Source organism: Streptococcus sp. CCH8-C6 (genome assembly GCF_001557225.1).
Lineage (GTDB): Bacteria > Bacillota > Bacilli > Lactobacillales > Streptococcaceae > Streptococcus > Streptococcus sanguinis_C.
This window is the reverse complement of record NZ_LSJN01000018.1, coordinates 110,966-124,729: the sequence shown is the minus strand read 5'-3', so window position 1 is coordinate 124,729 and position 13,764 is coordinate 110,966. Positions and strand designations below refer to the sequence as shown.

Genomic DNA, 13,764 nt, shown 5'->3' with positions numbered 1-13,764 from the left:
GCTAGCCCCTTTCTGCTTCCTTGATCTGCTCTAGGCTAATTCGTCCACTGTAATAGGCCTTGCCCACAATGGCACCAGCCAAGCCCAGCTTTTTCAGTTCCTTTAAGTCATCCGCTGACTGGATGCCACCAGAGGCAATGACATGAGCATGCTTGAGGGACGCCAGCAATTTTTGATAATGCTGGATATTGGGACCAGTCAGAGTCCCATCTCGATCTACATCCGTATAGACAAAGAGACGGACGCCGATTTTTTCCATGGCCAGCGCTAGGCTGATATAGTCCTGACTGCTGGTTTCCAGCCAACCCTCAGTCGCAACCAGCCCCTCTTTCGCATCAATGCCAATCACGATTTTGCTGCTTCCAAAGCGCTCCAGCGCAGCCTCAACAAAGACAGGATTCTTAACAGCCATGGAGCCAATAATGACACGGTCAATGCCAACCGCCAGGTAATCTTCAATCTGCTCCAGACTGCGAATGCCGCCCCCGACTTGGATGGCTAGACCAGTTTCCGCTTTAATCTGGGCAATCAAATCCCGATTGGCCGCCCGACCTTCTAAGGCCCCGTCCAAGTCAACCACATGAATCATGGTAACGCCGGCTTCTTTGAAAACTCGAGCTTGCTCCAAGACATCGGGATTGACTACCGTCTTCTGACTAAAATCCCCTTTTAAAAGGCGGACGGCCTGACCGTCTTTGATATCAATAGCGGGCAGTATTTTCATAGACATACTCCTTAAACTTCTCTAGAATACCGAGACCGACAGCACCAGACTTTTCTGGGTGAAACTGGCAGCCAAAGACCGAGCCTCTGCGAATCATGGCTGGAATAGGTAACCCATAATCAGCCGTCACATCCAAGTACTCCTCCGGAACATCTGTATAGTAGCTATGGACAAAATAGACTGACTGGCCCTCGAGACCAGCTGTCAAAGCAGACGACCGCTGGACCTGTAAGTCATTCCAGCCCATGTGAGGCACAGGCAGACCAGCCTGATCCGGAATCCGGCGGCAAACACCGGGAATCAAACCCAGCCCAGAGCTTTGACCATTCTCCAATCCAGACTCCAGCAGGAGCTGCATGCCTAAGCAAATGCCCAAGAGAGGCTTACCATCGGCCACAGCCTGCTGGATAACTGAAACCATCCCTCGCTTTTCCAACTCCTGCATGGCAGTAGGAAAAGCACCGACACCTGGTAAAATCAAGCCATCGGCAGCTAAAATTTCCTGCGGGTCAGCTGACAGATGCGCTTCTACTCCGACCTGAGCCAGAGCGCGGAGAACATTGGCAGTATTTCCCGCGTCATAATCAATAACAATCATCATCTCTACATCAACTCCTTTCACTCAGAAGGACAAGCTAGAGCAAGCCCTTGGTGGAGTTGACTCCATGAATCTCTGGATTTATCGTAATAGCCTCCCGTAGAGCTCGTCCAGTCGCTTTAAAGAGGCTTTCCGCCTTGTGGTGGCTGTTCTTGCCATGAAGGATTTTCAGGTGCAAATTCATCTGCAGATTAAAGGCTAGGGCTTGGAAAAATTCCTCTACCAGCTCTGTGTCAAAATTCCCAAGCTTGGGATTATCAAAATCCGCCTCAAAGACCAGATAGGAGCGACCGGATAGGTCCAGACTGGCCATACCCAGCGTTTCGTCCATGGGCACAAAGCTAGTACCATAGCGGTTGATACCTGCCTTGTCTCCCAAAGCCTGACGCAGAGCCTGCCCCAGCACGATGCCCACATCCTCAACCATATGGTGGCTGTCCACCCATAGGTCACCTTCAGCCTTAACCGTCAAAGAAATCCTACTGTGGCGGGCAAAAAGGGTCAGCATGTGGTCAAAGAATCCGACACCAGTCTCGATAGCGACCGGCTCCTGTTGATCCAGATTCACAGCCAGCTCAATAACGGTCTCCTGTGTTTTACGCTTGATTTCAGCTTGTCTCATGGCAACTCCTTCTATTTTTTCTGTCTGCGGGCTTCAATGGCCTTGGCATGTCCCTGCAGGCCTTCTGCATAGGCCAGACTGGTAATATCCTTGTCAGCCGCCCCTACAGCAGCGCGGCTGTACTGGGTGTACTGGATACGCTTGATGAAGTCATAGACACCCAGAGCTGATGAAAAACGACTGGTGCTGGTTGTCGGTAAAACGTGGTTGGCTCCCGCATAGTAGTCACCGATTGGCTCGCTAGTATAATGCCCCAGAAAGACAGAGCCAGCATTTTCAACCTGATCCAGATAGCTGTAAGCATCATCCATGGCAATTTCCAAATGCTCCGGTGCCACCTGATTCATGAGCTCGAACATAGCTTCCTTCGAAGGTGCAAGGATGATGCGGCCGTTGTTCTCAATCGAAGCACGCGCGATTTCCTCCCGCGGCAGCTCTTTCAGCTGTCTGTCCAGCTCTGCTTCCACTTGGTCTGCCAGCTCCTCCGAGTCGGTCACCAGAATAGCCCGAGCCAGCTTGTCGTGCTCAGCTTGCGACAGGAGGTCAGCTGCCACATAGACGGGACTGGCTGAACGATCCGCAATGACTCCAATCTCCGAAGGTCCGGCAATCATGTCAATTCCCACGACACCATAAACCATCTTCTTGGCTGTGGCCACAAAGATATTGCCTGGTCCTGTTATCTTATCCACCTTGGGAATAGTCTCAGTTCCATAAGCCAGGGCAGCTACACCTTGGGCTCCGCCAATTTGGAAAATCCGATCCACACCAGCCAGCTTGGCAGCGACCAAAATCGCTGGAGTAAAATGATCCTGGGGCGGTGTAATCATGATGATTTCTTTGACACCAGCAATCTTAGCTGGGATAACATTCATGAGAACGGAGGACGGATAGGCTGCGGTACCGCCAGGTACATAGGTACCGACCCGCTCAATCGGCCGAATCAACTGACCACGGATAACGCCCTCACTGGGACTGTCCTCAAAACCAGTCTCCAACTGCTGGCGGTGGTAGGATTCGATATTGGCTTGGGCATTTTTCAGGGCGGCCAAGACCTCTGGGTCAATCTCCTCAAAAGCCTGGTCAATTAGCTCCTGTCCAATCTCAAAATCTGTTACCTCAACCTTGTCAAAGAGCATGGTATAGTCTCTTAATGCTTGGTCACCGTCCTGTTTGACCGTTTCAATAATCTCAGCCACTGCTTCTTCCACATCTAAGTTTTGATGGCTGAGCTGCAGCTGCTCTTCGTATAAAATCCGTGAAATTTCTTCGTTACTTCCACTTAAACGCTTGATAATTGTCATTTAAAAGCCACCTCTCTTCTTCCTACTAGGGATTCAATCCTTGCCACAAAAGGCATGATATCCGGGTTATTTTTCAGGGAAGCCTGATTGGCAATGAGCCGGGCTGACACCCGACAAATGTCCTCAAAAACCAGCAGGCCGTTAGCTGACAAGGTATGCCCCGTCTCCACAATATCAACAATGGCATCCGCCAAGCCCAGCACCGGTGAAATCTCCACACTGCCTTGGATGGAGATGATTTCCACATCTTCCCCCTTTTGATTAAAATAATCAGTCGCCACTGTCGGATACTTGGTCGCAATCCGCTTGCGCTTGTGATCATGAGGGTCATAGCTGGGCACTGAGGCCAGTGAGAATTTACAAAGGCCAAAGTTCAGATCCAGCAGCTCCAGATATCCGGTCGGATGCTCAAAGAGAATATCCTTGCCGACAATGCCTAGATCAGCGACTCCATGGCGCACATAGGTCGTCACGTCAGGCCCTTTGACCAAGAGAAAGCGAAAGCGACTGTCTGGACTTTCAAAAATCAAGCTGCGCCCCTTGTCTGCCATGAAGGACATATCAAAGCCAGCCTGGGTCAAGAGCTTGACCGTATCTTCCTCAATCCGCCCCTTGGTCAGGGCAATGGTAATCTGACTCATCTGCCGTCACCTTCCTTTCCGCCCTCGTCCGGTAGGTCATCATGAATGGCCTGATAGACACTGTCAATGTCTAGGGACCAGCCGATAGCTGTCAGCTCTGCTGCCCCGAAGCGCTTGAAAAGCTGGTCATAGCGACCACCAGATAGAAAAGCATCTGGCACTCGGTCGCCAAAGACCTTGAAGGTCAATCCAGTATAGTAAGGCATGGCCGCTACCTGCCCCAAGTCCATGGTTGTCTGATCCAGCAAGCCTGATAGGCTCCGCAAAACTTGCTCCACATCATCTAAAGCCATCAATATCCGCTCGTTGTCAACTATCTCTCTAGCCCTAGCTAAAACCTGTTGGCTAGGTCCAAACAAATAGGGAAGTTCTTGTAAAAAATCATCAAATTCACTCGATCTGGTCTGGGTGAATTCAAAGATTCCCGTCCGATTTTTCTTGCGAATATAATCTAGTAGCTGGGCCTCCTCCTTCGAATCCAAGGCCAGACTCTCTAGAATTGTCTGCAGGATTGCTGCATGGGAAAACTCGAACTGATAAGACTTAACCTGCGCCAAATCCAGCGACTGCTTGGCTGTCTTGATAGCCTCAAGCACCGCTTCTCGAGCTGGATAGCCGATAATCTCAATACCAGCTTGACTGAGCTCATTGGCAAGACCGCGCAGCTCTTCTTGATAGTGAAAGACCTTGCCTGAATAGGAAAACTTAGTCGGCGTGTGCACCCTAGTCGAAGCAATAACCCGACCAATCTGGCTGGTCACATCTGGTCTCAGCACCAGCAACTCGCCTTTTTTATCAAAAAGATGATAATGATGGGGCTCCACATGGTCACTGAAGACCTCAAAATGCTCCAAAGTTGGTGTGTCAATCCGATTAAAGCCCTGATCCATCAGGAAATCGCTGATGGCCCGCTCAATCTCGTAAGTCACACGCGCCCTCTTGAAAAGCTTGTCATGCATGCCAATCGGAAGGGTGATTTTATTCATAGGCTGCTTTCCTTTCTTACTCTATTCTTACATTGGTTGGCTCCGAGTCAAACTCTCAGCTGCTGCAAACTTCTTTGATAGCTGCCAGGACTTTTTCCATCTCCTCTCGCCGTCCGATAGAGATGCGCAGAAAGTCTTTGATTCGTTCTGCTTTCGGAAAATACCGCACATAAATCCGACGCTCTTCTAGCTGCTGGAAAAGCTCTACTGCAGAAATTCCACTAGGATGAGCTAGGACAAAGTTGGTCTGACTTGGCAGGACTTGAAAATCCAGCGCAGCCAATTCCCCAGCAAACCAATCTCGGGTCTCTTGAATGGCTCTACCGGTCTCCCGATAATAATCCCAATCTTCCACCGCAGCAAAAGCCAAACGCTCTGCTAACATATCCACTGAGTAAGGATTGATGGAGTCCTTGACAGCTTTCATGACAGCTATTAAGTCTGGATGACCGATGCCGTAGCCCACCCGCAGACCAGCCAAGGCCGCATCCTTGGAAAAGGTCCGTGTGATAAAGAGGTTGGGATAGTTGCCTAACAGAGACAGGGCAGATTGACCGCCAAAGTGAATATAAGCCTCATCCACCACCACTACCACATCCTGATTGGACGCCAGAATTTCCTCCAGCTGATCCAGCGGCAGATATATCCCCGTCGGAGCATTGGGATTGGCTAGGATAATGCCTCCATTGTCTCCAAAATAGTCGGAGAGATGGACCTCAAAATCAGCTGTCAGAGGGATTTCTCGAAAAGGCACGTGGTAGAGGTCCGCCCAGACCTTGTAAAAACCATATGTCAAATCGGGAAATAAGACCGACTCGCCGCTGTTAAAGAAAGCTAGGAAAGCCATGGACAAGATGTCATCACTCCCGTTACCAATAATGAGCTGGTCGGGTGATACACCCAGGTTTGCCGCCAAAGCCTGACAGAGCTCCGCCTGGTCCAAACTGGAATACTTGCGCAACTCCTGGACATCAAAGTTCTGCAGGGCCTCTGCCACCTTAGGACTTGGTCCATAAGCATTTTCATTGGTATTGAGCTTAATCATGTCTGGCTCATTGGGTTGCTGCCCTGCTACATAGGGGCTGATCTGCCTGAGACCTTTTAGCTTAACCATCTTGCCACCTCTCTTTCACACACTAGCCATTATCTGACTCTGATTATCTTTTAGAACTTCTAATAAATGAAAGACGGAATTTACCGCTTTGCTAAAGGAAAATGGGGGAATCTTCTAGTTTAAATATAATAAAAAGCCCTCGCAAAAAAACTTTGCAAGGACGTTGACACGTGGTTCCACCTTTATTCGGACCCCAGTCGCCTGAGGACCCTCTGGGAGTACGAGACTCCAGATTGATAACGGCAATCAGCCGTCGGACACTAGTCTCAGACTGATGACTGATTTCGCATCCGCACTCAAGAATGTGTCGTCTAAGGATTGTATGCCGTCTCACCATTAGGCATTCTCTGTTTCTTGTCTTAGACTTTTTCTCTCATCGCTTTCAATTTATTGTTGAATATTCTACATGAATTTTTATTAAAAAGCAAGAGGAAAATTGAAAAAAATTAAATATTTTTTTCTTTCTAAATGAATTAACGTTCTTTCAGCATAGCACTGGACAAATCCAACAAACTAATCGCTGTCTCAAAATGCTCCCCCATCAGGTCATAGACAGCATCTTCGCTTAAGACGCCGCAAGCTATATTTTCAGGGAAATCCGGTCCATTCGAGAACTCTAAATCATCAAAAAATTCCTGACCAGTATAGTAGTCCCTCAGCTGGATATAATCTGACTGGCAGCGCTCCAGCTCAGCTAAAGTTTCCTGAGCTCTTGCCAATACCTGAGAATATTTATTCAGGTGCTTTTCCATTTTTTGAATGCGTTCTAACTGTTCCACAGGATTCCTTCCTTTCTGAACACGACAAACTAATCAGTCAACCTTAACCACCTGAAGCTGCTCACCGCCTAGCAGAATCAAATATTTTTCAATCTGCGAAATGCCATAAGAGCGGCTGAGAGCTTGAGCATATAAGTCTAGCTGACCACGGTAGCGAGCAATCAACTCAGACGAATCCTTGTATTTATCCGTCTTGTAGTCAAAGAGAATGATTCGGTCCTCAAAAAGCAGGTAACCATCCAAAATACCCCGCAAAACAAATTCCTGACCGCTGTCCTCATCTTGCTTGAGCATGGCAAAAGGTGCTTCTCGACGAACTCTGTCACTGTTCTCAATCAAGAGTCGTCCCAAATCCGTCTCGAAGAAAGATGAAATATTAGGCAGCTGAATCTGCTTTTTGACTGCTTCATCAGCCTGAACCTGATCCAAGGCAGAACGAAGTACAGCCATGCTGGGCCTGCTATCCAAAGGAATCCGCTGCATGAGCTCATGAACGGCACTGCCGACTTGGGCCCCAGTCACTTTGGCTTTCTTGCCAAAATCAGGCAAGTCAAAGTTAGGCTGCGGCCGAAAAGACGCTCGCTCATCCATGATATCCAGACCATCCGTATCCATGATTGGCTCATAAAATTTCTTAATCTGGCTTGGAGTTCGCACACTAGGCAGCTCAATAGCAGAGCGATACTGGCTATTCAGTCGATCTACGCTTTCTAAAATATCCAGAGCCCGACGGATGTCATCCGACTGACGATTATCCGCCAAATCATCCGCTGGAAAGAGCACAGGCTCATTAATTCGCCCTATCTCTTCAGCAGTTAGCTCCTCATCAGTGACAAAACGGGTCTCGTAGGCAAGATTCTCATCGGAAAAAACAGCCTGAATAGCATAGAGCCAGTCTTGGAAATTACTGAGCTGGCTGCGCAGACTGGCAGACAAACGCCCTTGTTGGCTCTTGCCCCACTGACGCTTATCCAAGGCCTCTTGACTGCCCTTGCCGACCAGATAGAGCTTGATTTCAGCCCGCGTCATAGCTACATAAAGCAAGCGCATCTGCTCAGACAAACTAGCCAACTGCAGCTCTGCTAGATTCTGCTGATAAGGCAGCGTATCCATAGAAATACGCAGCTGATTAGGCGCATAGGGGTCTTCCACAGAAACGGACACATCCGCCACATACTTGATGCCGACTCCTTTGGTCCGGCTAAGGATAATAGCAGAGCTGCTATCCTGACGGTTGAAGGCCTTGTCCATATTGAGCAGAAAGACATACTTGAACTCCAGCCCCTTACTCTTATGAATGGTCATGAGACGAACGGCGTCCTTAGGCGCCGCCACTGGCACACTGGCCAGATCGTGTTGATTTTCCAAGACACGGTCTATCATCCCGATAAAGCGAGACAGGCCTTTAAAGCTGGACTTTTCATACTCATTGGCCCGCAAAGAGAGGGCATAGAGATTGGCCAGTCTCTGGGCACCATTGACTAGAGTCCCCACCATGTCATAGTAGAAACGGTCCTGGTAAATCTTCCAAATCAAATCATACAGGGAATGCGTCTTGGAATAGGTCCGCCAGCTTTGCAGAGTCTCATGGAAATGCTGCAATTTTTTCTGCAGTTCCTGGGTGACTAAAATTGCCTGCAAACCTCTTCCTTCAAGGGCATTTACCAATTTTTCATAAAGATTTTCCTGAGAACGCTCTTGACTGGCCTGCAGGGACAGCCGAGCCAGCTCATCCTCACCAAAGTCAAACATGGGAGACTTGAGAAGGGCGGTCAGGGCATAGTCATTCAGCGGATTATTGATGGTCCGCAGGGTGTCTAGCATAACCAATACCTCTACTGACTGCAGATAGTTTGCGGCGCCATCATCTGGTACCAACGGAATCTGGTGCTGCTCAAAGGCAGCTAAAATCAAATCATTGCGGGTTCTGGAAGCCGTCAGCAGCGTGATATCTTTAAAAGCCACCCCTTCTTCATTGTGCAGGCGGATGATTTCCTTGATGACTAGATCGACTTCCCCAGCTGATACTGCCTGTGGTAAGCCTTCATCAGCCTCCTCTTCCGGACTCTCCTTGGCGCCTTCATAGATTAAGAAGGAAGCGCGGTTAGCTGGATTAGGATCACGTTTGGCTGGATTTCCAGCTATTAGATAGTGGGTTTCGTTGTAGTCAATTTCCCCGACTTCTTCATCCATCAGGCGTTTGAAAACATCGTTAGTTACTTCCAGCACCTCAAGATGACTACGGAAATTTTCCTTGAGGACGATTAGCTTGCCCTGACTGCTATCCTCTTGATATGCCTTAAACTTATCACTGAAAATCTGCGGGTCAGCTTGACGGAAGCGGTAGATAGACTGCTTGATATCACCTACCATAAAGCGATTTTCCCCTCTGGAAAGCAAGTTCAGCATGCGCTCCTGCGTGTGGTTGGTATCCTGATACTCATCCACCATGACCTCGTGGTAACGTTCCTGATAAAAGCTACGCACCTCTGGGAATCTCTCTAAAATCTCAATAGCAAAATGGCTGATATCACCAAATTCAAAGGCATTTTCCACTTTCTTTCGCTCCAAGTAAGCCTGCGCAAAGTCCGCCACAAAATCTCGCAGAAGCTCAACCAGAGGCAGGCATTCATCCTGATGCTGCTCGATAAAGTCCAGCTGATAAAGCTGCTGGTCAAAGCTTCGCAGCCGCTCAATCATAGGCTTCCTGGCCTCATTGTAGTCCTTGGCCATTTCTTTTTTGAGCTCGTCTGCATTCTTGCCAACCCGAGCTGTAAAGGCTTGGCCATTGGACAGTTGGGAAAGGGCCACGATCTGTTTGAGAATCTGAGCTGTTTCTTCTATCGAGGACAGTTCATTCAGCCCTGCTAAGGCGGTCAGAGCGTCTTGGACATTCTCCTGATACTTGGCGCCTACAAACTCTCTTCCTTCATGCTCCAGATGGGCAGAAAAGAAAGCTTCCAGCTCCCAAAGGGCTGATTTGATTTGACCGAATATCCTCTCTCTCTCTGCTGCAAAGTCGCTGTGCTCATAGCCATAGAGGAAGGTTTCTTCCAGCCAGCGCTGAGGGCTGCTGGTTGACTGCAGAAAACTGTAAATCCGATAAACTTGCTCCCGGAAACCTGATAAATCCTTGCGCTTACCAGTAAAGTTCTTAACCAAACGGCTAAACAAAGCCTGACGCTCGCTGTCATAGTAACGGTCAAACACTTGGCTAAAGACTTCATTTTGCAGAATCAGCTGCTCACTGGCAGACTGGAGAATCCGAAAATTCGGTGCCAAACCAAGCAGGTAACCATAGCGACTAAGCACTTTCTGGGTAAAGGAGTCCATGGTGCCGATGTCAGCATTGGGCAAGTCCGCCAATTGCTGGGCCAAATGTTGCTTGAGTTCAGGACTATCGGCATATTTTAAGGCCTGGCCCAGTTCCTTCTCCAACCTCTCTTTCAGCTCACCTGCCGCCTTGACAGTAAAGGTTGAGATAAAGAGCTGACTGACAGCAACACCTCTTAGAATCTGGTCAATAATCCGCTGGACCATGACAAAAGTCTTACCCGATCCGGCCGAAGCGGAGACCAGAATATTCTGGCCAGAGGAGTAGATGGCCTCAATCTGCTCTGCCGTCTTTTTCTGTGGCTTATCCGAAGCAGCTTCTTGGGCTTGCTTAAGAGCAATTTCTTCTGCAGTTAAAAAAGGAATTCTCTTCATTTTTCCATCTCCCCTCTCATCTTTTCTAGCCAGGCCTGGCGCAACTTCTCACCGGTCGGACGCCTATCAAATTTGCTTGTATCCAGCTTTTCTAATTGGCGTGCCTGTCCAAAATGGAGATTGGCTTCAAAGCCAGTGATGGCCTTGAACTGCTCCACATAAGGAGCAATGCTTCGCCCATTCTCTGTATAAGGATTGACTGCAAAGTGGCCTGATAGAATGCCTTCTGCAGCTTTTTTGTAGAGATAAGCATTGTAGGCCAGCAGCAAGTCCAAGTCTTCCTGGCTCAGCAAGTTGGTCTTATTTTTTTCATAGAGCGGACCAAGCTCCTTGACAGCATCAGCCACAAAAAGTCCCTTGTACTGGAGTGGTTTCATAGACTGATTGACTGCATCCGCCAAGGTCTTGGTATCTTTAAGCGCCACAATCGGATCTGTCATCTGCAAATACATGGCGCCAAAAGTACCCTTATCCTCTTTATAGTCTGCTAACTCCTCAATCGCTGCCAGATAGGTCGGCAGCTGAGAATTCAGCCCGTTAAAGAATTTTTCAAAGCTGAACTTGATGTCGCCAGACTTATAGTCCACCACTCCCAGACTCTCGGTCTTGGTCAGACGGTCAATCCGGTCCACCTTACCACTCACGGTCACTGCTCTGCCATTTTCCAAGGTCAGGAAAGGCTTAGAAGCTGAGCCAAAGCCAATCTCCTCACCAATGGTCTCAATCCCAGTTGGATGAGCCAGCACCCGGCCGGTTGCCCTCGCCGTATCTAGCAAGAGTTGGCGCGCAAAACGGGTCTGACCTGACTCACTGTAGATACTCTCAAACTCGGCCTCTCGGCTGGTCTCTTCCATAGCCTGCGCTAAACGCCGGTCAAAATCAGCTGACGAATCATCTTGCAGTACCTTTTCACAGATCCGGTGAAGGAAAATCCCATGACTGCGAGCATCTGGATGAATGGTCCACTCTTCCTGCAAGCGCAGAACATACTTGAGAAAATAAGCATACTGATGCCGGAAATATTCGTTTAGAGCAGACGCTGAAAGTCGGAGAGGCTGCTCCTGAGGGTAGAGGGCTTGCAGAGTTTCCGGTTGTAGAGACTCTGTTTTTAGTTCCTTACTAATTTGCGGAATGCTAATTCCTTCTGCAGCCAATTTCTTGCGGAGAACCCGCACAGCCACCGCCCAAAAAGTCTGCTCCTCTGCTGTCCACTCTCGGTCAATCTCCTCTTGGTGGAGCTCGATGATTTGAGACAAGAGAGCTCGGTAGCTGCCAATATCATCACTGGAAGCCTGAGGCTTTTTGACAATGATGGGCAAGGAAAGCGGAGCTGCAGTTAATTCCAGCAGATAGGTCGACATGCTGTCCTCTACTTCATTGACCAAGGCTGGCGCAGACAAGACCAGCTCTTTGGTAGCAGAATTCATCAGCGATAGCGCTGTATAGCGATTCTTCTTGAGATTCTCAGAGCTAGCAATCTGCAGTTCCGCCTGAGAATCCGTTGCGTCATTGAGCCGAGCCCGATCTTCATCACTGAGCAAACTCTTGTTTTGCGCGATTTTCGGAAAACGCTCCTGGGTCAGTCCAATCGCATAGACGTAAGGAGCTACTAAAGGCTCTATCAGGTCATAAGACTGGACCTTGACCACATCTACCGTCGCTGGTACCGTCCGATAGTTAGACAAAAGCATACCCGACAGAATCAAGGCTAGAAAATCATCCAGTTTGACCTTGCTATCTGCAAAAACCTGAGCAAACTGCTCTAAGACATGGCTGAAAGCCTTCCAGACTTCCTCATGGCGCTCCTGCTCCTGCTGACTTGCTCCCTGTAGCAGAGCCTTCAAATTGTCAGACAAACGGGCTGCTTGGAAGAACTCCGTAAACTTAGCTAAGAGCCCCGACGCCGTCTGGCTGCGGGATTTGAAGAAGTCTTGCAGCGGAGTCATGACCCGACGACGAATATGATTGAGACGATCTAGGTCAAATTTCCCTTGACTATTGGCCGTGAAATCCTTGGCTAGCTTGCCTGCCCCCTTAATGTCCGCAAAGCGCAGATATTGCTCAAAATGATCCAGCTCCTCTTGAGTCAAATCGCCATAGAGCCCCGTCTTTAAGAGATTGAGCAGGTCTTCCAGTTGGAAATTATAGCGTTTGAGCCGCTCCAAAGATTCGACAAACTGGACAAGCGGATGTTGTGCCATCGACTCGCTCCGCCCTAGATAGTAGGGAATCTGATACTGATCAAAAATGGTCTTGAGCTGAAGCTGGTAGGCTTCCACATCTCCCAAAAGCAGACGAATATCCTTATAGCGCACACCATCATGAACCCGCTGTCGGATGGACTTAGCCACATACTCCAGCTCTTCTTTCTGGTTCATAGTAGCCCAAATTTGGAGCTGCGAGCGGTCTGTCTCACTAAGACTAACCGTTGATTCTGAAAAGTCATAACGACTCTCTAAGATCTTAGAAATCCGTCCAAAGGCATCTTCTGCTTCTGCATGAGGAATATAGTCAGGTTTGACCTGATAGTCCTCGGCCAGTTTTCTCAAAAAATCCACGCTGGCCTGATAGAGATTGCCCTCACGAAAGGCTGCTCGATAGGCTTTTTGGCTGGCATAGGTCCCGATGATAATCTCCACACCTTTTCGATGCAGGAGACTGACCAGGTATTCCTCTTCGGCAGAAAAACGAGTAAAGCCATCGATGACCAGGGCCAAATCTGCCAGCTCCTCATCTGTGTCGCCAGCTAGAATATGCTGAGCAAAAGCCGCAATCTGAGAAGACGAATCAAAATTATCCTCATTCAGAGCAGCAGTTACCGCTGTAAAAATCTTGACCAGATCCTCCCGCTTCTCAGGCTCCTCAAGAAATTCCAAATCCGCAAAGGACATCTGGGCCGTCTGCAATTCATGGTAAAGATCCATCAGTTGCTGGATAAACTGGGAATCCTTCTTAATCCTGCCATAGACCTTAAGCTCTCCATCATCTAGCTCTGTCAAGGTCCGATAAATCAGCATTCCCAGACCAATATCATCCAAACTCTGCCCTTGCCGAACATCATTGAGGACAAAGTACCGAGCCATCTGGGCAAAGCGCGTCACCGTAATGGCAAAGGAAGCCTTGTTCTCTAGGCACTCCAAAACCGCTCGCTCCTTCTCAAAAGAAAGCGAATTAGGCGCAATATAAAAGACTCGCTTACCAGCCGCCACCAAGCTCTCAGCCTCAGCCACCAAAACCTTGGTCAAAGAATGGCGAATATCTGTATAAAGTAATTTCATAGCCTGCCTT

At 48.8% G+C, this 13,764-nt stretch carries 10 protein-coding genes; all 10 read right to left on the bottom strand.

The genetic code is table 11. From position 1 onward, the window contains the following. Window position 1: 1 nt before the first annotated feature. The gene (hisA, locus tag AX677_RS01485; protein ID WP_060975912.1) at window positions 2-724 is read right to left on the bottom strand and encodes a 1-(5-phosphoribosyl)-5-[(5-phosphoribosylamino)methylideneamino]imidazole-4-carboxamide isomerase; all 723 of its coding nucleotides are present in this window, start codon (window positions 722-724) and stop codon (window positions 2-4) included. Beyond that, window positions 702-1,325: an imidazole glycerol phosphate synthase subunit HisH gene (gene hisH / locus AX677_RS01480; RefSeq protein WP_060975911.1), complete on the bottom strand. Its 624-nt coding sequence runs from the start codon at window positions 1,323-1,325 to the stop codon at window positions 702-704. The genes hisA and hisH overlap by 23 nt, the downstream gene beginning before the upstream one ends. 34 nt (window positions 1,326-1,359) lie before the next feature. Then, window positions 1,360-1,944, bottom strand: a complete 585-nt coding sequence (gene hisB, locus AX677_RS01475; RefSeq protein ID WP_060975910.1) for an imidazoleglycerol-phosphate dehydratase HisB — start codon at window positions 1,942-1,944, stop codon at window positions 1,360-1,362. A gap of 11 nt (window positions 1,945-1,955) precedes the next feature. After that, window positions 1,956-3,248, bottom strand: coding sequence for a histidinol dehydrogenase (gene hisD, locus AX677_RS01470; protein ID WP_082730179.1), 1,293 nt, complete (start codon window positions 3,246-3,248; stop codon window positions 1,956-1,958). Beyond that, window positions 3,245-3,889 carry an ATP phosphoribosyltransferase gene (gene hisG / locus AX677_RS01465; RefSeq protein ID WP_002904747.1) on the bottom strand — a complete coding sequence of 215 codons (645 nt, stop codon included), beginning with the start codon at window positions 3,887-3,889 and terminating at the stop codon, window positions 3,245-3,247. The genes hisD and hisG overlap by 4 nt, the downstream gene beginning before the upstream one ends. Next, the gene (locus AX677_RS01460; RefSeq protein WP_060975909.1) at window positions 3,886-4,875 is read right to left on the bottom strand and encodes an ATP phosphoribosyltransferase regulatory subunit; all 990 of its coding nucleotides are present in this window, start codon (window positions 4,873-4,875) and stop codon (window positions 3,886-3,888) included. The genes hisG and AX677_RS01460 overlap by 4 nt, the downstream gene beginning before the upstream one ends. Before the next feature lie 55 nt (window positions 4,876-4,930). Then, complete coding sequence (gene hisC, locus AX677_RS01455; protein WP_060975908.1) at window positions 4,931-5,989, bottom strand: histidinol-phosphate transaminase; 1,059 nt, start codon at window positions 5,987-5,989, stop codon at window positions 4,931-4,933. 473 nt (window positions 5,990-6,462) lie between these two features. After that, the gene (locus AX677_RS01450; RefSeq protein ID WP_060975907.1) at window positions 6,463-6,768 is read right to left on the bottom strand and encodes a DUF4298 domain-containing protein; all 306 of its coding nucleotides are present in this window, start codon (window positions 6,766-6,768) and stop codon (window positions 6,463-6,465) included. 33 nt (window positions 6,769-6,801) lie between these two features. Beyond that, window positions 6,802-10,476, bottom strand: a complete 3,675-nt coding sequence (gene addA / locus AX677_RS01445; protein ID WP_060975906.1) for a helicase-exonuclease AddAB subunit AddA — start codon at window positions 10,474-10,476, stop codon at window positions 6,802-6,804. Beyond that, complete coding sequence (gene rexB / locus AX677_RS01440; RefSeq protein WP_060975905.1) at window positions 10,473-13,754, bottom strand: ATP-dependent nuclease subunit B; 3,282 nt, start codon at window positions 13,752-13,754, stop codon at window positions 10,473-10,475. Before rexB ends, addA begins: the two co-directional genes overlap by 4 nt. Between the last annotated feature and the right edge of the window lie 10 nt (window positions 13,755-13,764).